Raw genomic sequence first — 25,233 nt, 5'->3', positions numbered from 1 at the left:
TGAGTAAAGCAAGGAGGAAACAAAATGGCAGAGCAAGATGAACGGCGAGTCAAGCCGGTCAATATAGGCAAACAGATGCGTGATTCGTTCTTGAGTTACGCGATGAGCGTTATCGTCAGCCGCGCATTGCCTGATGTGCGCGATGGCCTGAAGCCGGTGCACAGGCGAATTCTTTTCGCCATGAATGAACTCGGCATTACGTCGGATAAGGGCTATAAGAAATCAGCGAGAATTGTCGGCGAAGTCATCGGTAAGTATCATCCGCACGGTGATTCGGCTGTTTATGATACGATGGTGCGTATGGCTCAGGATTTCAGCTATCGCTATGAATTAGTAGACGGTCATGGTAACTTCGGTTCAGTCGATGGTGATCCGGCAGCTGCGATGCGTTATACGGAAGCACGCATGTCGAAAATATCCATGGAAATGGTACGCGATATTCGCAAAGATACCATTGATTTTGTTCCGAACTATGACGAGAACGAAGAAGAACCGGTTGTGCTTCCTTCACGTTTCCCTAACTTGCTGGTCAATGGCGCTTCAGGAATTGCCGTCGGTATGGCGACCAATATTCCTCCTCACCAGTTGGGTGAGGTCATTGATGCCGTTCTGGCACTCAGCAAGAATTCGGAAATTCCGGTTGAAGAATTAATGCAATGTATACCGGGACCTGATTTTCCGACCGGAGGATTGATCTTAGGACGCGAAGGTATTCGCCGCGCGTACCGTACTGGTCGGGGATCAATTATCGTTCGTGCGAAGGTTGAAATTGAAGAAAACGCGAATGGAAAACAGAGCATTATTGTGACTGAACTTCCATATCAGGTAAATAAAGCGAAACTGATCGAACGAATTGCCGAAATGGTTCGCGATAAGAAAATTGAAGGTATTACCGATCTGCGCGACGAATCGGATCGCCAAGGCATGCGTATGGTGATTGAAGTTCGCCGCGATACGAACGCGAATGTACTTCTTAACAATTTGTACAAGCATACTGGGTTGCAAACAAGCTTCGGAATTAACATGCTGGCGCTTGTAGACGGCAGACCGCGTGTTCTGACATTGAAGGAATGCTTGCACTACTACCTTGAGCATCAGGAAACGGTTATCCGCCGCCGCACAGCATTCGAACTGAAAAAGGCTGAGGCACGTGCGCATATACTTGAAGGATTGCGTATTGCTTTGGATCATTTGGATGAAGTCATTGCCTTGATCCGCGGTTCGAAAACGGCAGACATTGCGCGTCAGGGATTAATGGAGAACTTCTCACTCAGCGAGATTCAGGCTCAAGCAATTTTGGATATGCGCCTGCAGCGTTTGACCGGACTGGAACGCGAGAAAATCGAGCAGGAATATGCAGAGCTTGTCAAGAAAATTGCCGAGCTTAAGGAAATTCTTGCTGACGAGCAAAAAGTACTGCATATCATCCGCAAAGAATTACGTGAAATCAAAGAAAAATACAATGACGAGCGCCGAACAGAAATCACAGTCGGCGATGATTTAATTGAGGATGAAGATCTGATCGAGCGTGAAGACATTGTCATTACCGTCTCGCATAATGGATACGTAAAACGTATGCCGGTAAATACGTACAAGAGTCAGAATAGAGGCGGACGCGGGATTCAGGCGATGGGAACGAATGAGAACGACTTTGTGGAGCATCTGTTCCAGACCAACACGCATCATCATATCCTGTTCTTTACGAATAAAGGGCGCGTCTACCAACTGAAGGGGTATCAAATCCCTGAACTAGGCAGAACGGCAAAGGGTATTCCAATTATTAATTTAATTCAAATCGAAAAAGGCGAAAAAATTACAGCCTTCTTCCCAGTCGAAGGATTTGATGAGGAACATTACCTTGTTTTCCTGACAAAGAATGGTATCACAAAGCGCTCACCTCTTTCCGATTTCTCAAATATCCGAAAGACCGGCTTGTTCGCGATTACAGTTCGTGATGAGGATGAACTCATCGCCGTTCGCCTTACAGACGGAAGTCATGACCTAATTGTCGGAACGAAGAAAGGAATGGCCATCCGCTATCATGAAACCGATGTGCGCGCAATGGGACGCACAGCGGCAGGTGTCAAAGCAATTACCTTAGACGCAGGCGATGAAGTTGTCGGCATGGGTATTGCCGATGTCGGTATGGACGTATTAATTGTTACGGAAAATGGATTCGGCAAACGCACGGCAAGTGACGAATACCGGCTGCAGACGCGCGGCGGCAAAGGGCTTAAGACATGCAATATTACGGAGAAAAACGGTGAATTGGTTGCCCTGCGTACTGTTGAGGAAACGGAAGATCTCATGATTATTACGGCGAACGGTGTCATCATTCGTATGCCTGTATCCGGGATTTCCAAGCTCGGAAGAAATACGATGGGTGTAACCTTGATCCGAGTTGATGAAGGAGACAGCATTGCAACAATCGCCCGCATTCAAAATAATGATGATGAAGAATCGGAAGCACCCGAGGATAGTGAAGAGTAACGACACACAGACCTGAATGGCGAGGTGAGCCGGCATGATAGTAAATACCGATGAACTTAAAGCTGGGTGCATCCTGAGGAAGGATGTCTATTCCAAATCGGTTAAACCGCTGATGAAAGCAGGAACGGTGCTTAACGAAACACATATTGCGTTTCTAAGAGCCTTTTTAATTACACATGTTGATGTTGATCATTTTGTGCGGTCTTCCGTAAAGCGTTCGATCGAGAAAGAGTCAAATCATGACCCTGAGACCAGTCCTTTGACTGTTCCAGAGCCTGAAGCTGCGCTCAGCCCATTGGACAAGAAATATCAGCAGTCGGTTAGCGACTATCAGCATTTCTTTCATCAGTGGCAGTCAGGTGCAGGAGTGTCCATCGGTGATTTTAGAGCTGCCATGATGCCATTGATCACTGGCGTGTTTGATGATCCGATGTGGCTCGCTTCCCATTTTATTAAGCATAGGCGAATTCGCAATATTGCTGAACGCAGTGTTCTTTTTGGATTATTGGCTGCTTTTTTTGCCAAAAAATCAAATTTTGGTTCCGGCGAAAGTATTCAGCTTGGACTTGCAGGCATGCTTGCCGATTGCGGGCTTGCCAAACTTTCTCCATCGCTGCTTGTGAAAAAAGAACGCATCGGCAGTGAAAAAAGTGCTTTTGAAAGGCATGTAATCGACAGTTACAAGATGCTTAAAGGGATTCCGACACTTAAGGATGAGACATTGGTTGCCGTCATTCAGCACCATGAACGTGAAGATAAGAGCGGTTTTCCGCTCAATATCGACGGCTCTCAGCTGAGTATGAATGGAAAGATTCTGGCCATTTGCGACAGTTTATTAACTCAAATGACAACTGAACGCACCGGCAGCCTGCTTACTGTTCTTGACCATTTAAGAATCTCATCTTATGGAAAATTGTCTCGCTATCTTTTGGATAAATTTTGTTATGAATTAATGACCTTGTTTGTTGGCATGAATGTCCAGCTCTCGGACGGTCAGACCGGAGAGATAACTTTTATACCAGCGAAAGAACCAACACGGCCGATGATTCATCTCGCTGATAATCGTGTGTATGCTTTGACTGAATTCAACAACGTCACCATTGATCGCTTTCTGTGATTATGGTGACGATTCTTTTTAACCACTAGAGATGCCGTTCGTCGAAAAATGATTGGAAAAAGAAACTACCTGCGCATGGCTCTCATTCGGTTTATAATGAATGGGTACATTCCATTAATTAAAAATTTTTGCGGGATTTTGTGTGAACGTGAGTTGCTATGAGTGGCAATAAATAGAATTAAAACCATTATTTTATAAGATTGTTATTAGAAAAATTCAACTTTATCTCGTATTCTTGACAGGTGCAGGCGCACTTGATACGCTATCAATAAATTTTTCGGATAGTAAGACAACCATACTATGGGGGTAATCTAACATTGATGAGAGAAGATAAGTTTGTAAAAGAGTCATTGACCTTTGATGATGTATTGCTTGTTCCGGCAGCTTCTGAGGTTTTGCCAAGAGATGTTTCCGTTCAAACGGCACTGACTCGTACACTGAATCTGAACATACCGATTATCAGCGCAGGTATGGACACAGTCACTGAAGCAGCAATGGCTATTGCAATGGCTAGGCAAGGCGGCATGGGTGTTATTCATAAAAATATGTCGATTGAAGAACAAGCAGAACAAGTCGACAAGGTGAAACGCTCTGAAAGTGGCGTCATTACCAATCCGTTTTTCTTAACTCCGGAAAACCAGATTTTTGATGCGGAGCATTTGATGAATAAATACCGGATCTCCGGTGTTCCGATTGTTGACAATACAGCAGATCAGCATCTTGTAGGTATTTTGACGAACCGTGATATGCGCTTTGTCAAGGACTATTCAGCTAAAATCGGCGATATGATGACTAAGGACAACTTGGTTACGGCGCCGGTCGGCACGAGCTTAAAAGAAGCCGAAGAAATTTTGAACAAGAACAGGATTGAAAAATTGCCGCTTGTTGATAATAATGGCGTGCTTAAAGGATTAATTACAACGAAGGATATTGAAAAAGTTGTTGAATTCCCAAGTTCGGCAAAAGACGAACACGGAAGATTACTTGTGGCTGCCGCAGTCGGGGTAACAGCTGATGCGCTGTTGCGCGTTGAAAAGCTCGTTGATGCCGGTGCTGATGCCATCGTGATTGATACGGCGCACGGGCATTCTAAAGGCGTACTGCAAAAAGTTGCCGGCATTCGTACTAAATTTCCGAAGGTCAGCTTGATCGCAGGAAACGTGGCGACTGCAGAAGGCACAAAAGCATTGATTGATGCCGGTGTGGATGTTGTTAAAGTGGGGATTGGACCGGGATCCATTTGTACAACCCGTGTCGTAGCAGGCGTCGGTGTTCCGCAAATTACAGCGGTTTATGACTGTGCAAACGAAGCAGATAAACACGGTGTGGCGATTATCGCTGACGGTGGAATTAAATATTCAGGAGATATTGTTAAAGCCTTGGCAGCGGGCGGCAGTGCCGTTATGCTTGGCGGACTTCTTGCCGGTGTAGACGAAACTCCGGGAGAAAAAGAAATTTATCAAGGAAGACAGTTCAAGGTTTATCGCGGCATGGGTTCGGTAAGTGCGATGGAACACGGCAGCAAGGATCGCTATTTCCAGGAGAATGCAAAGAAATTAGTTCCGGAAGGTATTGAAGGACGTGTTCCTTACAAAGGCCGGCTGGCCGACTCGATTTATCAGTTGATCGGCGGTTTGCGTTCAGGAATGGGGTATTGTGGCGCAGCGAATTTACAAGCATTGAGAGAAAATGCGCGTTTTACAAGAATTACTAATGCAGGATTACTTGAAAGTCATCCGCATGACGTTCAGATAACCAAAGAAGCACCGAACTATTCTATTAAATAATTATAGATTGTGCTTCCGTACTGATATGTTAACGACCATTGCTTTGCAGACGGGCGGACTGCATAACCGTCTATTATCAATTATTTAGAAAAAGAGATACGTAGTAAAGAAAAGTCGAGACGGCATGTATCGCCTCGGTTTTCTATGCTTGCGCTGATTGATTTCGCATGAATACTTTCGGGGGTGTAGGGGTTGAATTTCAGAAAAAAGCTAGGTCGCTTTGCGGCGGCAAGCCTAGCATTTGTACTTGCTTTGACGCTGACCTTTCAAGGGCAGTTTGCTTCAAAGGCCGAGGCGGCATCAGATCCGCTTGGGTTAAAAGCCAAGTCAGCGATTCTCGTGGATTATAACAGCGGTCAGATTCTTTATGAGAAGGATGCAAGCAAAGTTTATCCACCAGCCAGTATGACAAAAATGATGACCGAATACTTGGTCATGCAGGCACTTCATTCGAAGAAACTGACCTGGAATACGAAAGTATCGATCAGCGATTATGTCTACCAGATTTCTCAGAACCGTGCTTACTCCAATGTGCCGCTTAAAAAAGACTATGAGTACACGGTTAGAGAATTATACGAAGCGATGGCAATCTATTCAGCAAACGGAGCGACAATTGCTCTTGCGGAAAAAGTCGGCGGAACAGAAAAGAATTTCGTAGATCTCATGAATAAAACGGCGAAGAAATTCGGCATGACCAGTGCCCACTATATTAATAGTTCTGGTCTTGAAAATGAGGATTTAGGCAAGTTTGCTCCGTATGGCGACAGCAAAGCAAGCAATCAACTCTCTGCTTTGGATCTTGCCAAGCTGGCCTATCATGTGATTAAAGATTATCCTGATGCACTTGAAATATCCAAGATTCCACTAAAGAATTTTACTGCCGGAGTGGATGCTCCAATTCAAATGGTGAACTGGAATTATATGCTTCCGGGATTCGGCGCGAATATGAGTAAATTTAAATATGACGGTGTTGACGGCCTGAAGACGGGGCATACCGATCTTGCCGGCTATTGTTTCACCGGAACAGTTAACCGCAACGGCCATCGCCTGATCAGTGTTGTGATGGGTACGAATTCAGATGCTCAGCGTTTTGAACAGACACGTGCACTCTTTGACTACGGCTACCAGCAATTTACTGATAAAACAATTGCTAAGAAGGGCCAACTCATTAAAGGCAGTAAGACAGTGCCTGTTCACAACGGTAAAAAAGGCGAAGTGAATGTTGCGTTTGGTGATTCCTATAAAACAGCTGTTGCAAGTGGCGAAAAGGTTGCCACTAACTTCAAAGTCGTATTGGATAAATCAAAGCTGAACAAGGACGGTTCCTTGGAGGCTCCGGTAAAGAAAGGCGAGAAAGTCGGTTATGTAACACTTTCTCATAAAGGAGATACACACTATGGTTATCTCTACAATACAAACAGCAAGGTTCCGGTTATTGCGGCGGAACAAGTTGATCGAAACAACTGGTTTGTTCGTATGTTAAAAGGAATTGGCAGCTTCTTTTCATCCATTTTTTCATGGATTGCAGGACTCTTTTGAGAGAGCTGATTAAATTAAAATAGAATTATAGGTAGTCGTAAAAAAGTCGGGAGAAAATCCCGGCTTTTTTTTGCTAATCATAAATGAAAATTTTCTAAGAAACGACTAGTGAGTCGCGATATAATTTGGTTGATACAGCGAAAAAAATTACTCTCCTTCCTCGCACATGTATATAATAAAAAAAGAAAAATGAACCAATTACCTTTTATACATATTTATTTACTGGGTTTTATTGTACACTATAAATAATTGAAGAAACATAACTTTTACAAAGAAACAACTGGAGGGATTATGGTGGTACAGAAAGGTACGGAGCGCGTAAAGCGCGGAATGGCTGAAATGCAAAAAGGCGGCGTGATCATGGACGTGGTCAATGCTGAGCAAGCGAAAATTGCGGAGGAAGCCGGTGCAACAGCGGTAATGGCATTGGAGCGGGTTCCTTCTGATATCCGCAAGGCGGGTGGCGTTGCCCGGATGGCTGATCCCACAATTGTAGAACAGGTTCAGAATGCAGTTTCCATTCCGGTTATGGCGAAAGCAAGAATCGGTCATATCGTGGAAGCACGTGTTCTTGAAGCAATGAAAGTCGATTATATCGATGAAAGTGAAGTGCTTACTCCGGCAGATGATGTTTTTCATATAGATAAAAAGGCATTTACCGTCCCGTTTGTTTGCGGATGCCGCGATTTGGGCGAAGCAGCACGCAGAATTGGTGAAGGTGCGGCTATGTTGCGGACAAAGGGCGAACCAGGAACCGGAAACATTGTTGAAGCCGTGCGCCATATGCGTCTCGTGAACAGTCAAGTACGTAAAGTTGTAGCGATGGCTCCGGACGAATTGATGGTGTTTGCAAAAGAACTTGGCGCTCCTTATGAAATACTTCTGCAAATTCGTGAGGCAGGACGGCTGCCGGTTGTTAATTTTGCTGCCGGCGGTGTTGCAACTCCTGCCGATGCTGCATTGATGATGGAGCTCGGCGCGGACGGAGTGTTTGTCGGCTCAGGTATATTCAAATCGGAAAATCCGGCTAAATTTGCACGTTCAATTGTAGAGGCAACCACATACTACCAGGATTATGAACGAATTGTTGAACTGTCCAAGGGACTCGGAACGCCGATGAAGGGCATTGACATGAGCAAGCTTGAACCTGCGGAACGCATGCAGGATCGCGGAATCTGAGAGGTGAGGAACAATGTCTGTTAAAATTGGCGTGCTTGCGCTTCAAGGTGCCGTCAGCGAGCATGTTCACTCGCTTGAGGTATCAGGTGCAGAAACAGCTCTAGTTAAAAATGCCCGCGACCTGGACGGCCTGGATGGACTTGTGCTTCCCGGCGGCGAAAGTACAATGATGCGCAGAATCATGGACCGCTATGATCTATTTGAAGCAGTCAAAAATTTTGCTGAACAGAAACCTGTATTCGGCACATGTGCAGGCTTGATCTTAATGGCGAAGCAAATTGAGGGCAGACGCGGTCCCCATTTGGCTTTACTGGATATTGATGTTAAGCGAAATGCTTTTGGCCGCCAAGTCGACAGCTTTGAAGCGGATTTAGAAATAAAGGGGATTAGTGAAACGTATATCGGCGTGTTTATTCGAGCACCTTATATCAAAAGTGCCGCTGAAAATGTGGACGTGCTCGCTACGTGTGAAGGCCATATTGTGGCATGCCGACAAGGCAGATTTCTTGCCTGTGCCTTTCATCCTGAATTGACTGATGATCCCGCAATGCATCGTTACTTCGTTCGAATGGTGGAGGAATACAATTAACCGCTTGCTTTTTTTTTAACAGTAGTGTAGATTTTATGTAAGTCGAATTTATTCGCTTGATGACGGGAAAAAGTAACATTTGTCTCCTTGAATAGAGAGCCGCAGTCGGTGGAAAGCGGTGAAGGAGCAGATGCGAATCCATCCCTGAGAGTTGGATCGGAGAAGGCACCGATCACACGGATCATTACCGTTATCAATGACTAAAGCGGCCGACAAACCGCAATGCGGCATGTCGGCAATTTGGGTGGCAACGCGGGTTAAGTCTCGTCCCTTTTATTACAAGGGACGAGATTTTCTATTTTTATCTAGGAAAAGAAAAACTAAGGGCTGGCAAGGTCCAAGGTTTTCTTTAGGAGGCAGAAAACGATGCTCGATATGAAACGATTGCGAGATCATTATGATGAAATCAAGGAAAAATTAAATAAGCGGGGTGAAGATCTCTCCGACTTTCAGCGTTTTCCTGAATTGGACGACAAGCGCCGTGAACTAATCAGTCAAACGGAAGTTTTGAAAGCAAAGCGCAATGAAGTATCTGCGCAGGTTGCTGCAAAAAAAAGGGCGAAGGAAGACGCACAGGAACTGATTGTATCGATGCGCGAAGTCAGTGCCAGCATCAAGGAACTAGACGGAAAGCTAAGCCAGGTTGAAGAAGATTTGAAACAAGTGATGCTGTCGATTCCGAATGTTCCACATGAAACAGTGCCAGTAGGTGAGGATGAGAATGACAACAAACCCATTCGTTTTTGGGGAGATCCTGTAAAATTTGCTTATGAACCAAAGGCGCACTGGGATCTGGCCACTAATTTAGGTATTCTCGATTTTGAGCGTGCCGCAAAAGTAACGGGCAGCCGTTTCGTCTTTTATAAGGGACTCGGCGTTCGATTGGAACGCGCACTGATCAGCTTCATGCTTGATCTGCACGAGGATCAGCATGGCTATGAAGTAATCATGCCGCCTTATATGGTCAATCGCACGAGCATGACCGGTACCGGTCAACTGCCGAAATTTGAAGAAGATGCGTTCAAGATCGCGGATGATCGAGACTACTTCTTGATCCCGACAGCCGAGGTACCTGTAACGAATTATTATCGTGATGAGATCTTAAACGGTGATCAGCTTCCGGCTGCCTTTGCTGCCTACAGCGCCTGCTTCCGTTCTGAGGCAGGATCGGCGGGACGCGATACACGCGGAATCATCCGCCAGCACCAATTTAACAAGGTTGAGCTCGTTCGGTTTGTAAAGCCTGAGGATTCTTACAATGAACTGGAGAAGCTGACAGGTCACGCGGAAGAAGTTCTGCGTCTGCTCAATCTCCCTTACCGCGTTGTCGCAATTTGTACCGGAGACCTTGGTTTCACGGCGGCGAAGAAATACGATCTTGAAGTATGGATTCCGAGTCAGAACACATATCGTGAAATTTCTTCTTGCAGCAACTTCGAAGATTTCCAGGCACGCCGTGCGAATATTCGCTTTAGACGTACGCCGAAAGCAAAGCCTGAATTCGTACACACACTGAACGGCTCTGGTCTGGCAGTTGGACGTACGGTTGCTGCAATTCTGGAGAATTACCAGCAAGAGGACGGCAGTGTTATTATACCGGAAGCGTTGCGCCCATACATGAGAAATGTGGAGAAAATCACGCCAAAAGACTAATTTTAATTTGCTCAAAATCGCAGGAGGTGCGCCATGGCTCTTCATCAGAAAGTGAACACGGACGCCAGATTAACGAAGATGATTGATGATCTTGGTATTACCCTTAATCCCAACGAACCAAAGGCTTCCAAAGATAAGAAAAGCCAGGATGAAAAAAAGAATACCACAGACGAAGATACAAAATAAAAAACGTGCAAATACGGTTTTAACCCGTACTTGCGCGTTTCATTTTTTTTTACAAACAGAAATTAGCGATATCTAGGAAAGAAAAACTAAGGGTTGGACGAGACGTCCGAACCTTGGTTTTTCTTTAAACATTGCACTCTGCTTTATCTTTCAACAAATCCTGGATATGTGCTGCAATTGCATCCGCAGATTTAGGATCATTGACGATGTCGTAGTCTTCGATATCAATTTTCAGTACCGGGCAGATTGAAAAATGGCTGATCCATTGCTCATAGCGATGAAACATTTCCTCCCAGTAACTGCGCGGCGTTTCTTTTTCCATTCCGCGTCCGCGTCGGCCAATTCGATTGATGGTCGCGTCCAATGAACCGTGGAGATAGATTAATAAGTCTGGATGGCGGAAATAAGGTGTCATCACCATGGCTTGAAAAAGGCTGGTATAAGTCTGATAATCTGCTTCAGACATTGTTCCTTTATCATGATGCATTTTCGCAAAAATACCGGTGTCTTCATAAATAGAGCGATCTTGAATATAATTGTCGGCGCTCGTCATGATCTTCTGCGTTTCCTTGAAGCGTTCCCCGAGAAAGAAGATTTGCAGATGAAATGCCCAACGTTTGAAATCCTTATAAAATAGGTCAAGATAGGGGTTTCCGTCAACTTTCTCAAAAGAGGTACGATATCCCAAACGACTTGCTATAGCAGTGGCGAAAGTTGTTTTACCGATCCCGACCATCCCGGCGACCGATATTAATTTATTCGATGATGTTTCGGAGTTGATCATTCATGACGTCCTCTCTTATACGATTTATTAAGTGTATCACCTAAAAAGTGCAAAAAAAAGTGAAAAAAGTTGAATAATGTCGATTGACGATGTATAAAAAATGCGAATTTGGTCGATTATGAGAATAGCGCAAGAACCAAATTAATGATCGAAGCACTTGACAGCAAAATGTTGATACATCAAGGTAGTATCCGCTTACAAAAATGTGATTTCATTGACACATAATGGTGATTGTGCTATATTGTAATAAACCATTTTACTACTTAATATAAGATCTGGATGTAAGAATGAAGACCCTTCCTCGAAGTGTAGTAGTTTTTACTTCTGGAAAGGTCTGTTTTTATATGCAAGCTTTTTGTTAACTGGTGGATGGTTTTAGTTCACGCGCGGGCAGCGCAACGTTTTAGGGAGGCAGTTACACATGCAAAACGGTAAGGTAAAATGGTTCAACGCAGAAAAAGGCTACGGTTTCATTGAAGTTGATGGCGGAAATGATGTATTCGTACACTATTCTGCAATCGAAGGCGACGGTTTCAAAACGCTTGAAGAAGGTCAAGAAGTTAGCTTCGACATTGTTGAAGGCAACCGCGGACCTCAGGCAGCAAACGTTACAAAACTGTGATCTTCGGCCATAACCGATGATGCGGAAGCAGTCCTCTCTAAAAAAGGGCTGCTTTTATTTGTGCCCCAAAGGCTGCGCTCGATTCAAGTCTCTTTAAATAAGTATGAGCAATCTAGAAAAACGTCATATCTGCAATTAATTTGAACACGAGACAGTCTTGATGTGTAGCAGCTAACCTCTCCTACCCTGCCTTAGGGCTTGCCATCGATCCGTTTTCTTCATATAATAGTCTATGTCGCAAAAATAGCGAGCTGCGGCTCTGTAGCTCAGTGGATAGAGCGTCGGTTTCCTAAACCGTGCGTCGGAGGTTCGATTCCTCTCAGGGCCATCATGAATAACCACGAAACCCCTTGAAACCAAGGGGTTTTTGCTTTGTATAACAAGTGATACAGATTTATCATTTTTCACTGATACAGGGATAAGGTGCAAAATGGGTGCAAATTTGATAAATACAGATGCTTGCTATCTGATGTGGCATGTAATTTCATGCAAAAATGAATTCAAACAAATCGAGTAAAATCAGTAAATGAGGTCGAGTTGATGAGTGGAGAAACAGTAAATCTTAATGTATGGGCAAGTCCATTTAAGAAACAAGATTATATTAGAATATTTGAGAATATGAAGGAAAAATACTCTGAAGCCATTAAGTCACTATTTCCCCCTTCTCCAGATGCACAGAAAATATATTATAAAAAAGTCATGGATGAAATCAATCGGACAGTTGTTTGGACAGAGGATACAGACCCAGCTGATATCTTTGAGGATGTTGGGGAAAAGGCATATGAACTATTTGCAGCAGACGAATTGATGAAACATAATCTACATCTTTCTTTACTTTCTACCATGTATCAAATCTTTGAGCAACAGCTGAGAGGCTTATTATTGTTTTTGTCAATATGAAATTGAGCCAGAGTGATCACATCAAAAGTGAGCCACTTTATGAAGCCAAAATACCATTAATGGGATAATATGGGTGTAAGGGGGCGCTGGCCCGGGGAGGGCCAGCGCCCCCTTACACCTCCGCCGATTCCAGGCTTACCCTTCGTCTTCCTTTTGCCGTTTCATACTCTGCCTGAATCGGTAGGATTCACCGTTAAGCAGATGGATGTGACAGCGATGCGTCAGCCGATCTAGGAGTGCGGCAGTCATCTTTTCATCGCCAAACAGGCTGGTCCATTCGTTAAATTCCAGATTGGTTGTCAGAATTAGACTGGCTCGCTCGTATCGGCTTGAGAAGAATTGAAACAGAAGTTCGGCCCCAGTTTTGGAGAAGGGGACATAGCCGAGTTCATCCACAATGACCACATCAAACTTCAGCCATTTTTTCTCTAGCGTATTTAATTTCTGCTCCTCATAGGCTGTAAGCAACTCTTCGACTAATTCAGAAGCCGTGATAAATTTGGTTTTAAAACCGTTTTGAATCATTTCAATACCCAGCCCAATAGCTAGATGGGTCTTTCCGGTACCGCTGTTGCCGAGAAAGATCACATTCTCTTTCTTTCGGGCGAACTCGCCTTTCGCCAGAGTAAGAAAGTGGTTTCGGTTTAAACTGGGCATCAAGCTGAAATCATAGGTGTCCAGCGTTTTATGGACGGGAAAGTGGGCCTGTTTCAATCGCCTTTGGCGCTGATTCTCTTCTCGGCTCTGAGCTTCAGCTTCAAGCAAGGCTAATAGATAATCCTCGTAACGCAGATTATGTTCTTCCGCTTCTCGTGCCAGAGACCGGTACTGCTTGGCCAGAGTCGGCATTCTAAGCTGACGCGTCAGATGATCTAATAAAAGTTCCGTAGTCATCCGTTCGCCCCCCTTACAAGTTGTCGGTATTGATTGATATCGGTCACTTTCACCTTGTAGCCCTGTAGGGCTTCCGGAGCTTGACGAGCCAGGCGAGTCACGTTGCCGGTCATCTGTTGGATGATTTCATAAACCGATTCGTAGGTGAAGCTCTGCCTTCGTTCCGCTTCGGTCAGCGCCTCAGTCAATGGGTCCATACCCAGGTCCCGGTGGAGGAGAAGAAGTCGAATAAATTTGCGGTCTCCATTCGCACCTTCAGCCTCACGCATTTTGCGATGAAATTGCCGGAAGACTTCAGGGATCTGCGGACTCTGAAAGGGAAGCGCATCCCGGATGGCACGCGGTTTTTTCAGAAGCGCCTCCAGATAGTGATCCAGACGGGTGAACAGCTGATTTCGCGCATAAGAACGAGGATACTCCGCGATCACTTGATCCTGAGCTACAATGACCAGATGATCCACGAACTTTTTGACCCAGACGGCCTGCCCCACATAAACGCAAGGAACGGAATACTGATTCGTTTCCACATGGATTAAGGAAAGCTGATTGACCTGGCAAGACACCAGCTGGCAGGCCTCAAACGGTGTTTCCGGAAGAGGATGGAGCGTCAGCTTTTCCCTGGCCCAAACCTGTGCCACCGTTTCATCGGTATGTGGAACACGGACGCGTTCAGCTTCTTTCTGGCACCACTCCAGAAGGTAGTCATTCAGTTCATCCAGGGACTGTACGTCTGGAAAAGGAACAAGTGCGTTACGCCGGACATAACCGACCGTTCCTTCAATCCGGCCTTTTTCATTTCCCCTCCGGGGATTGGCGAAAGTCGCTTTGAATCCGTAATGTGCCTGAAGCGCGATAAAAGCTTCCTGTTCCAGGCGATGTCGGCCTTCCAGAATTTTCTCTACGGCTGTCTTCAGATTGTCCAAGAGGCCTTCGACAGGCACACCCCCCAGAAATTCAAAGGCGTGTACAAAGCCATCCAAAAAGGCCTCCTGTTTTTGATGGGCATAGGCCCGGACAAAACGTAAACGGCTGGATGAAAGCTGGAGGCAAAATAAAAAGATTCTCTGCGTCTGTCCGCTTAGGATGACATCCGCCTCGCCCCAGTCGAACTGGAATTGAAGGCCCAATTGAAATTCAAGGGGGATGAACACTTCCTTGTGTTTCTGCCTTCTCCGGGCGACAAGTTTACGAATGTTAGAGGCCGATCCTTTGAAGTTGTATTCTTCTACCAATCGTTGATAAACTCTCGCCGCCGTATGTTTCTGCTTGACCCAGTGCTTTTGATCCTCAAGGAGCCACTGGTCGATGACGGGCAGAATGCGTTGGGTTTCCTCCGAGTATTCTTTCTTCCCGTACGAACGTTGCCGAACCGCAAGGGTCGGAGGCTCTTTCTGTTTGAGATACTTACTCACCGTATTTCTTGAAATTCCTAGATTTCTCGCAATCTCACGTTGAGAAAGGCCTTCAACCTCCTTCATAATTTTGATACGATCATAGAGAGCCATATCGATCATCCTTTTTTCCCTCTCCCCTATGTAGAATTGCTGGTTACTTTTCTATCATAGGAAAGATGGGCTAAAAATTGGAAATCATGTGGCTCATTTCTATGCGATCATTTTACCTGTAAATGGCTCAATTCCAAGTTATCAAAAACAATTATACAGTGAATTGAAAAAGAAATTTAATGGGGTAGATCCCGGTGAACTGAAAAACTTTGGCACAGACATGGGCAAGATTAAATTGCTGTACAAGCAGTGTGCCGGTTATGATCTAAAAAAAGATGAGCACTGGAATAGAATTGAAGAGCTAAGTTTAGTGAGCAATACGTTTAAGCATGGCGCTGGAAGAGCCTCAGAAAAACTCCGAGAAAACTATCCAGAAGTATTTGAATTGGGCTATGATCATACCCCAGTGATGGATTATACATATACCACTAATTCAGAGATCACTTTTAATCTTAAAGCGTTGAATTTTAATGATTTTGCTGATACGTTAATTAGTTTTTGGAGAAAAATTCCTGAACATTTAAATGGTTCTTATACTTTTTATGATGAAAAGCAGCCAAAAAAGAAACGAAGATGATGATGGTCAAAGATAATCCCTTTTATTTACTAATTTCATTGAAGGCCTTGTCAAGGGCCATAGCAGCTCGTCTATCAGAATCAATGAGCAGGTGGCCATATAGATCCATTGTGATGCCAATTCCTGATGTATGGCCAGCACGCTCGCTTATATCCTTCATGGGGACTTTCTCGTCAATGAGAAGTGAAATAGAAGTGTGGCGAAGCGAGTGAAATTTAATGTGCTTCAGACCTTTTCTCTTTAAAAATCTACGCCACCATTGCCCAATACTCTCAGGTCTAATTGGTTTGCCGAACCCTCCGTCAGGAGCAAATACAAAATTGCATGGCTTTCCGTTCCATTCTCTAGTCCATGTCTCCGCGCATAGCAGCTGTTCTTTTTTTCTCTCCACATTTAATTGTTTTAAATACGGGATGACGAAATTAGGAAGAACCTCAGAACGTTCATGCCCAGATTTTGTTGATTTGAGTTGGATGCCTTTTCCTTTTACACGGATAATTGCCTGTTTGATTTTTGCACTAGCTGAATCAGCTTCTAAATTTAAACTATTCCATTCCAGTCCAGCTATCTCCCCCTCTCTAGTGCTTGTGGCAATTGCAAAGAGAATGAGCGACTGCCAAAATAGAGGCTCCTCACGCAATGCATGAAAGAGTTTTGCTAGGTCAGCCTTCTCATATATCTCAACGTGCTTTTTCCCCACAGAAGGCGTTTTAACACCTTTCATAGGGCTTTCCCTGATATACTCTCTTTCAACTGCATAAGTAAAGATGCTATTTAGTACAATTTTATGATTATCTATTGTTTTTGCAGAAAGGTTATATGATCTACCTGCAAATTCGCAGTTCTTTTGTTGGAGTTTATCGAAAAAATCAAGCATGTGATATTTCTTGATTTTTCCAATGCGAAGTTTGCTGAATGTAGGTAAAATGCGTAGCCTTAAATTAGATTCATATCCTTCTTGTGTTCGTGGTGACAAATGAGAAGCGTGTTTTTGCCACCAATCTTTGACAAGTTCACTAAAAAGCATGTTCTCCCTATTATCAATTAAGCCATTTGTTAGTTCGTAAATAAATTTTGCCTTAGCCTCTTCTAATTGTCCTTTGTTTCTGATATCATCTACTCTTTTTGTTTTTCGAGGATAGTGGCCGGTTCCATCATTACCCATTGATACAATGAGTTTGTATTTATATTTACCGATCTTTTGGGCATCACATTTCATTAATTTTCACTCTCCCTTCTCTGTATGTATTCTCTAACTTCTTCAATCGGCAGATTGACTTGCATATCTATTTCCTCAAATGTTCGATGATCTTTTTTGTACAAGTTCCAAGCTTTTTTCATCCGATTATTGTATGCCATCTCGCAGCTTGAACGTCCTCTAAAAGGGAGCGGAGGACAAAACTTCATACCTTCATATGTCACTTCAAATGGATGACCACAGTATTTACAAGTTCTTAGTTCAGAATGATTAAGTATAGCTTTCATCATTTGAAAGTAAGCAAAATCGAACAAACAAGAAATATTAATTTTTGGAATTATTTCTTGTTTATTGTTCATTGACAATGCTATTTGAGGTTGATGTAGGTTGCTTATTTCAAAAGGTAAATCTTCAAAAGAGTTTGGTTTCATCATGTATTTTAAAAATACATTGAATACATTCTTATATTCAATCAAGTCGATATATAAAAAACTAAGAAAATTTGATGGATAAACAAAGCCCGTTTGATAAGAAAAATCATAAAGCGAGGTATTCTCACCAGGTAATCCAAAGTTATTAGTAAAGTTCATTAGGGATTTGCGATTAAACGGCTCTATCTTTGATAATTCGGTAAAAATATTTGGATAATCAGATAGTTTATAGAAGTTACCCCATCTTGAATGAATTATTGAAGGTGCTAAGATTTCATTTTTGTAACTGGCTGCCCCTATTATCTTTTTAGGTAGTACTTCTGTTATCCAGTTATCTATTTCGTTTATTTCACCATCGGATAGGTCTTCAGGTTTGTTAAACAACTTCTTCTCAACATTACTAGGAATCTCAATCGAATAATAGCTAAGGTATTTCTCAAAATACTCTTTACTTTTTAGTGAAGGAACTCTTTTACTTTCAATTCTTGCATGCCAATCAGATATAAGTGATTGGCATACTTTGTTTGCGAATGACTTTGATTCCTTTTCCTTATTTAAGTCACTAATATTTCTCTCGATAAGAAATTTTTCAACATATTTTTCGACAGTGTATATTTGATAATCTTTTTGAACATCACCGTTATCTTCAATAATTATTTGATTAAAAAAATTACCTGTTATTTTAGACACTGTTATGCTCCCATCTTAAAATGATTTTTAATAACTACATATTTATCGGCTTATTTACATAATATCACGTGTTGACAAAAGCGAATTTATATTATACTTTTACTATATCATACAACTACAACTACACAAAGTGATCGATTAATATGTTTATTCGTGTGTTTTAAGGAGCGATAAAAATGAAAACATCAAACATGGACATCAGAGAAGCAATTAAAAATGCTGGCGTTACACATTGGCAAGTAGCAGATGAATTGGGGAAATCGAAGGATACGTTCTCTGTTTGGCTCCGTAAACCTTTGGAGGGTAGAAGGAGGATGGAAATTTTAAAAGCAATTGAATTGGCAAAAAAAAAATATGGGGAGGATGCAGAATGATAAATGTAAATAGAACAGTCTTAACAGCAGATGAAGTAGCAGAGCTATTGGGGTTACGGCGTGATTACATATATGATCTATGCCGGAAAAACGAGATTCCCCACAAAAGAATTGGAAAACGTTATTTGCGCTTTAATATTGTAGATATAGAAAAATGGATGCATAGCGGTACTGAATAAATGACTTTTCATTAAAATTTACTTGTTTTAGAAGGTGGGAGGTGAGTTGAAATACAGGGTTATATTAAGGACTATCGTAAGGAGTTAGAAAGTGACATATGGATGATGCCCCCCTTGTATGGCCGCGTTTGGCAATATCTAAAGTATAAAACAAATTATCAGTTAAAAAGAATACCTATGCGCGATGGAAGCCATTTTGAAATACAGCCAGGTCAACATTTAACGTCAATCAGAAGCATAGCAAAAGGAGTTGGTTATATTGAACGTAATACGTTTCATGAACCAAATCCGAGAACAATTAGAAATATTTTAAACTGGTTAGAACAGCAACACATGATTTCAATAAATCATGGTTTAGGTAACAGACAATACACATTGATAACACTGTTGCAATGGGAAAAATATCAAGCTGAAGAAATGAAAGTAACAGAACATGCACAAGGTCGTGCACCAGTAGGTAAACAGTTAGTGCTTATAAACAAGAATAATAAAGAATGTATTAAGAAAATAGATAAAAAAGATATTACTACCGAACGCTCTAAAAATTTGTTCAGTGGAGAAAGTGACGGGATGTTATCTCCCGACTCATTGCGTAGTGATCGGCTATTAAAAAAGACTGCTGAAGAAATATCACAAACTCCTGAACGTGGAAGTGCCGAACTGGACAGACTATCCGATCGATATGTTGAACTAAGAAGCATGCGATCTAGTAGCAAGGTATACCCTAGAACCAACGATTATGCATTAATGACTAATTTGCTTAAACAAGTTCCGATTGTGCCTACTCTTGAACTGTTGGATCAATGTTTTGAAGATTATGACACTAGGTATGCCAAATCACCAGGTAAAAAAATCACATCGTTCAAATACTGTGAAACTTATATTTTAGGGCACTTTAATAAATTACAAACTAAGAATCTGACTAAAAAGGAAGGAGCGCTAAACAATGCAAACCATCAACGACTCTTTAAACAGGGTGGTGTCGAATATGAATTACCGTTCTGAATTAGTTCGCCAATATGTATGTCCGGGCTGTCACAACGAAGTTAATATTTTCCGATTGACTGATCTTAAAGGGAATGTTTTTGAGCGATCCTTTGGCTGTGATTGTGAGCTGTTAAACGCCATCAAAATAAAACAGCAACAGGTAAATCAGCAACGAATTGATCGCATCTTTAATCAATATAGTCTAGTTAATAAATCGTTGCTATCTGCTAGTTTTGAAAGCTTTAAAGCATATTCTCAGGATCTAGTTAAAGCGCTACAACAAGCAAAAAAATTTGCTGCCGAATTCAATCAAGAAAACGGGAAAAATTTGTTGCTTCAAAGTACAGGATTTGGAACTGGAAAGAGTCATCTATCTATGGCGATTATCAAAACTGTAAAGCAAAAAGGATATACGACAATATTTACATCAACTCCAAAATTATTAACAAAGATCAGATCGACTTACAACCGGAATACTGAAACATCAGAGGATGAAATGATTAATAATATTGCTGCAGCTGATCTAGTTGTTTTTGATGATATAGGAGCTGAAAATGCAAAGGGTTGGGGGCATGAAAAACTGTTTGAGATCATCGATCAACGCTCAGGAAAATCAAATATTTTCACCACGAATCTAAATAGCAATGATTTTCAAAATGATCGAGATCTTGGAAGATTATTTTCACGAATGATGGAGAATTGTTCCGTAATCTCTTTGAGTGATGTTCTGGATTATCGAATGAAGAATTTTACAAGAAAAATAGATCCAGGAAAGTAAGGTTCGTAATATGATTTGTTTTGAAAAATATATTCATCACTTAGTACTCTTCTATTAATTTTCAATGGCATTTTCTTGGGTAATATTTGAATTAATAGAGAGAGTCTAAGTACCAAGTGCCCATTTATACACCCTATCGAGTGAACAATGGGCTTATCCTCAAAAACAACCTTCGGATAAGTTGTTGCCTGCGGCAATCGCCCTCCGGGGGAGCAAAGGAGCTTCATCGGCATGAGCCTCTTCTACCTGAATGTAAGAATATTAAATAGATCTAAACAATCTGCCGTCGCTGCTGCTGCTTATCGAAGTGGGGAGAAGCTATATTCTGAAAGAGATATGGAAACAAAGAAGTATCGAATACGTGAGGTAGCACCAGAAAGTTTTATCATGGCTCCGGACAATGCCCAGGAGTGGGTAAATAATCGAGAAAAGCTATGGAATGAAGTTGAAAAAATAGAAAAGAATATTAATAGTCAGCTTGCACGAGAGATTAAAGTGGCACTCCCACTAGAACAAAGTAACAGTGTTCAAAAAGAGTTACTGGTCGATTTTGTACAACGGAATTTTGTTGAAAAAGGCATGGTTGCTGACTTGTCCATTCACCGAGATAAAAAAGAAAATCCTCATGCACACATTATGTTGACGATGCGACCATTTATGGATAATGGACAATGGGGAAATAAAAAGAAAAAGATTTATCTAAAAGACGATAACGGCAACAAAATATTAGATAGCAAAGGAAAACCAAAATATAGAACGTACTCTCTTACCGATTGGGACAAAAGAAATAACATTTTGATTTGGCGCAAAGATTGGGCGGATACAGTTAACAGGTACTACGAACAGGAAGGCTTAAATGAACGTATTACCGAGAAAAGTTATGTAGAACAGGGATTGGATAAGATGCCGAAACATCGGTTGACTGTCGAAGAATATCGTTTTGAAAAAGCCCAAAGGGAAAAGGCGGAGAAAGAAGGAAAAACCTACAAACCGAAGTCCTATTATGCGCAAATAAATAAAAAGATTGATACCCTAAATAAAGCAATAGAACTTAAGAAACAGAAAATCGTAGAGTTGGCAGAATATAGACAAGCCATGGACGAGCCGGATTACAAAGAACTGAACAAAATTCGGGACATTAATAACCTCTCTCCGGATGATCGGTCTGCCATACGTGCTATTGGCAAGCACATGAAAAGATTTGTTGACCTTGAAACGGCAGAGAAGAATATGGAACGTATGCAGCATTTCAAGATCACTTTGGAAAAGAAATACTATGCAGCTAATGGTTTAGATGATTTGTTAACGCGAGCCAAAAACACCTACGTAAAGAACCCCAAAAAGGTCAGAGGCTTTGGTATTAATCCAGCAACTTTTGAAAGTGAACTGTTGCCGATTCAGAGGGAAAGAGATGAAGCCATAGATAATTACTTGAAGACCAAGAATCACTTTGATCATGACTGGAAACAAGGCGAAAAAGTCTTAGAGATTCAGAAAATATTTGTAGAAAAAGAGTTTGCTTATTTGTACCCGGAGGAAAGTGATAAATTAAACAAGGTCTTCCTAGGTAATTTAAACCGGGATTATGCTGTCAAAGTAAAGGCAGACTATGTAAAGCAATTCCGCCAATCTAGGAAACTTGCTAATAAAATCGTCGAATTTGAACCACGTAACCGACAATTGCTTAAAGAGTATGCAGATCTACAAAGTATACAAACGAAACTGCAAAAAGTTCGGGTCGATCTGAAAGTCCTTAAACGAACAAAGGACAAAAGAAAAGATGAATATCTCGCAACAGTTAAAGATTCGTATGATAAAGAAAAAGTTAAGAAAGCGGCAATCAGTTACCTCACTGCTTACAATCAGTTTATCGATAAGAAAAAGGAACGTGTCAAACTTGACACTGAGATTGATCATTTAGTGACAAGTATTTATCCAGAAGATCAGGCAGGTGTGCATAGGCTGTCATCTAATGAAAATCTCTCCCTTTTACAAATGTACATTGACGGCAAGGGGAGCGGTAGCTTCAGGGTAGACAGAAAATTAGTTCGTGAACTAAATGAGAAGAAAAATGCTGAGCAAGAGGTCAAAATACAGCGCATCCGAATTCAGAAAGATACTGAATGGAAGGCCATACGGAGTAACCTAAACAATGCAGTGTATCGGTTGCTAAGCGATCAAGAGCGTCAGGCACTTGAAACTGTTGAAAAAATGATTGGAGAGAAGCCAACGATTGGAACAGTCGAACAGCAGCTAATGGCCGCTGACAAACGATTTATGAAAGCAAATTGTCAATTGACTGAATTTTATCGAAATCATCCCAATGACTATCTTAGCAATGATAATGCACCTAATTTAAGCAAATTAAATAGGCGGAGAAACAAGATAAAGGACGAGCAGATCATTTTGAACACTGCAAAGGAAGCACTTAGTAGGCTCAGAAAAGCCGATGACAAGCTAGATTTATTAGAAAGACAATTTAAGGCCGGAGAGCAACCCCAGATCACCCTGGAACAGGAACAAGCTTCAGGCAAGGGATTCATAGAGCAAGGGCTCAAAGTTCTTAATGAGGCATTTACAGCAGCATTGGATGAGCAGGAAAAGCATAAGAGGAATAAGAAAAGAAATAAGTCAGAAGTCAAGTATCGTGGTAAGGATGATCGGGATCAACTTGATATGTAATTTTCTACAACACACTTTGAGCATTGCTGTTAACTCTGATGGGTTATTTTAGTGCTGGGTGTGATTCAATGACAGAAGCGGGTGAAACACTCTATATGGAAAAGCATAAACATACACACTTTGAAATTGGTGGCATGGACAAGCAAGTGATACTGAATGAGCACGCCATTCCAACACGACAGGCCACAAGAAGGTCTGGTGATATGCAATGGGATAATGAAACTCTCCGCGTCTTTGTGGATGCGTCAGAGTTAAATGAACAGGGCATTTTCGGCCTTGCAGGCTGTTTTGTCGGTCAGGGCGAGGTTTTCACTCGAATGAAAAAGCATTATAATCTCAAGTTTAAGGGACAAAATCCCTACGCTGAGTGTATGGCAATTCTATTTGTCATACAGCTCCTTCCCCCGTTATAAAAAAGAAATATACTAAACCAAAGAAAATTTTTATTTTTAGTGACCTTGTTCAATTTGATTGGTTTGATAAAGTGGAGACCCCTTTTCACGATGTAGAAATGAACCAAATTATTATTCAGATAAGAGATAATCTGAAAGCCATTGGAAACCTGTTCCCAGATATACAATTTAATGTCAGATACTAAAACTTGAAAGTTAAAAAAGCGCACCCATCCCTTGCCTGCTCTATGATTACTATGAATAATTTAGGTCAGGCCGCCGCTTTTGTCAGCTGTTTCTGGTAGCTGGTAGGTAGCTTCTCTAGAAAATTTTCGATGATGTGATGGACTGCTTGCTCAGAAAGAACATACTCGTCTTTGAAAACTTCTTGAAATAAGTCGATCAACTGCTGAAGCGTTTCGACGAAGGTCACATCCGAAAGCTCATCGACCATCAAATAAAACAACTCACCCAAAGTGCGATCGTCCACCTGTTCACGGTGCTGAACCGCAAGAAGGGAATAACTGATAGCGACCAGGGCGGTGTGCGCAAAAATCCCGTCATAAGACAAACCCTGGTATTTAGCGAGTCGAAGATAGTGCTTGCACATCTTGAAGTACACTTCAATGGACCAGCGTTTTCCATAAAGCTGGATGATTTCATCTTCAGAAAGTTGGATATCGGTTGACGCTAAGACCAGATACTCTTTGCGTTTACGACGGTTGCGGACGTATACGAGTTTCAGGGGTAAGACCTCTCCCTCAACAACCGCTTCTACAACGGTAGAAAGTAGGTAGCGTGAGCGTCCACGACGTTTTTTCTGAGCGTTGAAGATCGCTTTCACGTCCATCATTTGACCATTGAACCGGTAATAAACCTTTTTCGACCGTTTCACCATAGCGACGGTATGAAGGCCAAGTTGACGCAGCTGCTGAAACATTTTAGGACTAGAGAACCAAGAATCAAACAAAACATAGGATGCTCGGACGCCATGCCTCAGGGCAGAAGAAAGCAGTTCTCGAACCACATCAGGCGCTTTACGCTGGGCCTGAAGCTTCCGCTTTCCAGAATGGGTGCGAGCATCAGCTTTTGTACCGCATACCTGATTCTGACCCGAAAGCAAGGAAAAGGTGACCGGCAAAAAAGTGTTGCCGTCACTCCAGCCTAGTTGAAGAAACCGAAAGCCGCGCACATGCCGATGGTTGGCGTGGTCGAATTGAAACGCCGCCAGCTCCACGCGTTTCGCATGGGCGCGTTCATACATGGAATCATCCACAATGAACACAGGCTTCCGTGCCGAATCCGTCAAGGGTTTAATGAACTGAATGATCCGGCAACAGAGCAGAATCAGAAACTTTTGCCAGTTAATCTTGCCGTTGTTGAGCAGGTTGCGAAAGGTCTTATCCGAGAAGTTCAGCTGATTTTGATGCTTCAAATAATCGCGATACGCTGACTTGTTTGAAAAGACCGTGCTAATGAGATAACAGAACAGTACCCGGAAGGGGACCCCCTTTGCCTTTGTGGCGTTTGAGGCTCTCGCAAGTTGACTCAAACGAAATCGTGTAAAAAATTCCTGGACTGAAGAAGAAATTCCAAGAGATGGATGGTCATTTCGTGATATACTTTTCATGGCATGAACACTCCTCGGTTAATTGGGATTCGACACTTCAATTATACCGAGTTATCGGTGTTCTTGCTTT

23 protein-coding genes, 1 tRNA gene and 1 other annotated feature are annotated in these 25,233 nt (G+C 42.3%); of the genes, 18 read left to right on the top strand and 6 right to left on the bottom strand.

The window, feature by feature from the left end; translation table 11 throughout:
* The first annotated feature begins 24 nt into the window (after positions 1–24).
* From gyrA to AC1MBV_RS09480, 8 genes are all read left to right on the top strand, one after another.
* Entirely contained in the window at positions 25–2,490 is a 2,466-nt protein-coding gene (gene gyrA, locus AC1MBV_RS09515; RefSeq protein WP_255748679.1) for a DNA gyrase subunit A, read from the top strand.
* Positions 2,491–2,524: 34 nt separating this feature from the next.
* On the top strand, positions 2,525–3,607 hold the full coding sequence (locus AC1MBV_RS09510) for an HD-GYP domain-containing protein (protein WP_255748678.1): 1,083 nt from the start codon (positions 2,525–2,527) through the stop codon (positions 3,605–3,607).
* Between the two features lie 320 nt (positions 3,608–3,927).
* The gene (guaB, locus tag AC1MBV_RS09505; protein ID WP_255748676.1) at positions 3,928–5,394 is read left to right on the top strand and encodes an IMP dehydrogenase; all 1,467 of its coding nucleotides are present in this window, start codon (positions 3,928–3,930) and stop codon (positions 5,392–5,394) included.
* A gap of 192 nt (positions 5,395–5,586) precedes the next feature.
* Positions 5,587–6,933 (top strand): serine hydrolase, encoded by a 1,347-nt coding sequence (locus AC1MBV_RS09500; protein WP_255748675.1) that lies wholly within the window; start codon positions 5,587–5,589, stop codon positions 6,931–6,933.
* A gap of 294 nt (positions 6,934–7,227) precedes the next feature.
* Entirely contained in the window at positions 7,228–8,112 is an 885-nt protein-coding gene (gene pdxS / locus AC1MBV_RS09495) for a pyridoxal 5'-phosphate synthase lyase subunit PdxS (RefSeq protein WP_255748674.1), read from the top strand.
* 13 nt (positions 8,113–8,125) lie between these two features.
* Positions 8,126–8,701, top strand: a complete 576-nt coding sequence (gene pdxT, locus AC1MBV_RS09490; protein ID WP_480948147.1) for a pyridoxal 5'-phosphate synthase glutaminase subunit PdxT — start codon at positions 8,126–8,128, stop codon at positions 8,699–8,701.
* A 50-nt stretch (positions 8,702–8,751) separates the two neighbouring features.
* Positions 8,752–8,976 (top strand) — a binding site (T-box leader).
* A 91-nt stretch (positions 8,977–9,067) separates the two neighbouring features.
* Positions 9,068–10,354, top strand: coding sequence for a serine--tRNA ligase (serS, locus tag AC1MBV_RS09485; RefSeq protein ID WP_255748671.1), 1,287 nt, complete (start codon positions 9,068–9,070; stop codon positions 10,352–10,354).
* Between the two features lie 33 nt (positions 10,355–10,387).
* Positions 10,388–10,540 (top strand): hypothetical protein, encoded by a 153-nt coding sequence (locus tag AC1MBV_RS09480; protein WP_255748670.1) that lies wholly within the window; start codon positions 10,388–10,390, stop codon positions 10,538–10,540.
* 124 nt (positions 10,541–10,664) lie between these two features.
* Here the strand turns inward: AC1MBV_RS09480 and AC1MBV_RS09475 are convergent, their stop codons facing one another.
* Complete coding sequence (locus AC1MBV_RS09475) at positions 10,665–11,324, bottom strand: deoxynucleoside kinase (protein ID WP_480948146.1); 660 nt, start codon at positions 11,322–11,324, stop codon at positions 10,665–10,667.
* A gap of 421 nt (positions 11,325–11,745) precedes the next feature.
* Between AC1MBV_RS09475 and cspD the strand changes: the two genes are divergently transcribed.
* From cspD to AC1MBV_RS09460, 3 genes are all read left to right on the top strand, one after another.
* Positions 11,746–11,946 (top strand): cold-shock protein CspD, encoded by a 201-nt coding sequence (gene cspD, locus AC1MBV_RS09470; protein WP_253061756.1) that lies wholly within the window; start codon positions 11,746–11,748, stop codon positions 11,944–11,946.
* 255 nt (positions 11,947–12,201) lie between these two features.
* Positions 12,202–12,274, top strand: a tRNA-Arg gene (locus AC1MBV_RS09465).
* Positions 12,275–12,486: 212 nt separating this feature from the next.
* The gene (locus tag AC1MBV_RS09460; protein WP_480948145.1) at positions 12,487–12,846 is read left to right on the top strand and encodes a hypothetical protein; all 360 of its coding nucleotides are present in this window, start codon (positions 12,487–12,489) and stop codon (positions 12,844–12,846) included.
* Between the two features lie 135 nt (positions 12,847–12,981).
* On the opposite strand, the gene istB is transcribed toward AC1MBV_RS09460, so the two are convergent.
* Positions 12,982–13,740, bottom strand: coding sequence for an IS21-like element helper ATPase IstB (gene istB, locus AC1MBV_RS09455; RefSeq protein WP_480948144.1), 759 nt, complete (start codon positions 13,738–13,740; stop codon positions 12,982–12,984).
* Entirely contained in the window at positions 13,737–15,254 is a 1,518-nt protein-coding gene (gene istA / locus AC1MBV_RS09450; protein ID WP_480948143.1) for an IS21 family transposase, read from the bottom strand. Before istA ends, istB begins: the two co-directional genes overlap by 4 nt.
* A 79-nt stretch (positions 15,255–15,333) precedes the next feature.
* On the opposite strand from istA, the gene AC1MBV_RS09445 reads away from it, so the two are divergent.
* The gene (locus AC1MBV_RS09445; RefSeq protein WP_480948142.1) at positions 15,334–15,822 is read left to right on the top strand and encodes a hypothetical protein; all 489 of its coding nucleotides are present in this window, start codon (positions 15,334–15,336) and stop codon (positions 15,820–15,822) included.
* A gap of 22 nt (positions 15,823–15,844) precedes the next feature.
* Here the strand turns inward: AC1MBV_RS09445 and AC1MBV_RS09440 are convergent, their stop codons facing one another.
* A complete protein-coding gene (locus AC1MBV_RS09440) occupies positions 15,845–17,041 on the bottom strand; it encodes a tyrosine-type recombinase/integrase (RefSeq protein ID WP_480948141.1) in 1,197 nt (398 codons plus the stop codon).
* A complete protein-coding gene (locus AC1MBV_RS09435; RefSeq protein ID WP_480948140.1) occupies positions 17,041–18,141 on the bottom strand; it encodes a hypothetical protein in 1,101 nt (366 codons plus the stop codon). Before AC1MBV_RS09435 ends, AC1MBV_RS09440 begins: the two co-directional genes overlap by 1 nt.
* Positions 18,142–18,317: 176 nt before the next feature.
* On the opposite strand from AC1MBV_RS09435, the gene AC1MBV_RS09430 reads away from it, so the two are divergent.
* The 6 genes from AC1MBV_RS09430 to AC1MBV_RS09405 all read left to right on the top strand — a co-directional run bounded on the left by AC1MBV_RS09430 (position 18,318) and on the right by AC1MBV_RS09405 (position 23,554).
* A complete protein-coding gene (locus AC1MBV_RS09430) occupies positions 18,318–18,515 on the top strand; it encodes a hypothetical protein (RefSeq protein ID WP_480948139.1) in 198 nt (65 codons plus the stop codon).
* A complete protein-coding gene (locus AC1MBV_RS09425; RefSeq protein ID WP_480948138.1) occupies positions 18,512–18,694 on the top strand; it encodes a helix-turn-helix transcriptional regulator in 183 nt (60 codons plus the stop codon). Before AC1MBV_RS09430 ends, AC1MBV_RS09425 begins: the two co-directional genes overlap by 4 nt.
* 114 nt (positions 18,695–18,808) lie before the next feature.
* Entirely contained in the window at positions 18,809–19,699 is an 891-nt protein-coding gene (locus AC1MBV_RS09420; RefSeq protein ID WP_480948137.1) for a hypothetical protein, read from the top strand.
* The gene (locus AC1MBV_RS09415) at positions 19,683–20,459 is read left to right on the top strand and encodes an ATP-binding protein (RefSeq protein ID WP_480948136.1); all 777 of its coding nucleotides are present in this window, start codon (positions 19,683–19,685) and stop codon (positions 20,457–20,459) included. The genes AC1MBV_RS09420 and AC1MBV_RS09415 overlap by 17 nt, the downstream gene beginning before the upstream one ends.
* 231 nt (positions 20,460–20,690) lie before the next feature.
* Complete coding sequence (mobQ, locus tag AC1MBV_RS09410) at positions 20,691–23,141, top strand: MobQ family relaxase (protein ID WP_480948135.1); 2,451 nt, start codon at positions 20,691–20,693, stop codon at positions 23,139–23,141.
* Between the two features lie 68 nt (positions 23,142–23,209).
* The gene (locus AC1MBV_RS09405; protein ID WP_480948134.1) at positions 23,210–23,554 is read left to right on the top strand and encodes a hypothetical protein; all 345 of its coding nucleotides are present in this window, start codon (positions 23,210–23,212) and stop codon (positions 23,552–23,554) included.
* Positions 23,555–23,804: 250 nt separating this feature from the next.
* Here the strand turns inward: AC1MBV_RS09405 and AC1MBV_RS09400 are convergent, their stop codons facing one another.
* Entirely contained in the window at positions 23,805–25,163 is a 1,359-nt protein-coding gene (locus AC1MBV_RS09400; RefSeq protein WP_255749780.1) for an IS4 family transposase, read from the bottom strand.
* Positions 25,164–25,233: the final 70 nt, after the last annotated feature.

Source organism: Sporolactobacillus sp. PKPK-6 (assembly GCF_056678885.1).
The sequence above is the reverse complement of the archived record's forward strand: the minus strand, read 5'-3'. Positions and strand labels throughout refer to the sequence as shown.

Coding starts and splice junctions, on each gene's coding strand:
- AC1MBV_RS09415 (WP_480948136.1), top strand. CDS start 19,683: ATGAATTACCGTTCTGAATTAGTTCGCCAATATGTATGTCCGGGCTGT.
- istB (WP_480948144.1), bottom strand. CDS start 13,740: ATGACTACGGAACTTTTATTAGATCATCTGACGCGTCAGCTTAGAATG.
- guaB (WP_255748676.1), top strand. CDS start 3,928: ATGAGAGAAGATAAGTTTGTAAAAGAGTCATTGACCTTTGATGATGTA.
- gyrA (WP_255748679.1), top strand. CDS start 25: ATGGCAGAGCAAGATGAACGGCGAGTCAAGCCGGTCAATATAGGCAAA.
- AC1MBV_RS09400 (WP_255749780.1), bottom strand. CDS start 25,163: ATGAAAAGTATATCACGAAATGACCATCCATCTCTTGGAATTTCTTCT.
- AC1MBV_RS09510 (WP_255748678.1), top strand. CDS start 2,525: ATGATAGTAAATACCGATGAACTTAAAGCTGGGTGCATCCTGAGGAAG.
- AC1MBV_RS09440 (WP_480948141.1), bottom strand. CDS start 17,041: ATGAAATGTGATGCCCAAAAGATCGGTAAATATAAATACAAACTCATT.
- istA (WP_480948143.1), bottom strand. CDS start 15,254: ATGATCGATATGGCTCTCTATGATCGTATCAAAATTATGAAGGAGGTT.
- AC1MBV_RS09405 (WP_480948134.1), top strand. CDS start 23,210: ATGACAGAAGCGGGTGAAACACTCTATATGGAAAAGCATAAACATACA.
- AC1MBV_RS09475 (WP_480948146.1), bottom strand. CDS start 11,324: ATGATCAACTCCGAAACATCATCGAATAAATTAATATCGGTCGCCGGG.
- pdxT (WP_480948147.1), top strand. CDS start 8,126: ATGTCTGTTAAAATTGGCGTGCTTGCGCTTCAAGGTGCCGTCAGCGAG.
- AC1MBV_RS09425 (WP_480948138.1), top strand. CDS start 18,512: ATGATAAATGTAAATAGAACAGTCTTAACAGCAGATGAAGTAGCAGAG.
- AC1MBV_RS09430 (WP_480948139.1), top strand. CDS start 18,318: ATGAAAACATCAAACATGGACATCAGAGAAGCAATTAAAAATGCTGGC.
- cspD (WP_253061756.1), top strand. CDS start 11,746: ATGCAAAACGGTAAGGTAAAATGGTTCAACGCAGAAAAAGGCTACGGT.
- mobQ (WP_480948135.1), top strand. CDS start 20,691: ATGAGCCTCTTCTACCTGAATGTAAGAATATTAAATAGATCTAAACAA.
- serS (WP_255748671.1), top strand. CDS start 9,068: ATGCTCGATATGAAACGATTGCGAGATCATTATGATGAAATCAAGGAA.
- AC1MBV_RS09480 (WP_255748670.1), top strand. CDS start 10,388: ATGGCTCTTCATCAGAAAGTGAACACGGACGCCAGATTAACGAAGATG.
- AC1MBV_RS09460 (WP_480948145.1), top strand. CDS start 12,487: ATGAGTGGAGAAACAGTAAATCTTAATGTATGGGCAAGTCCATTTAAG.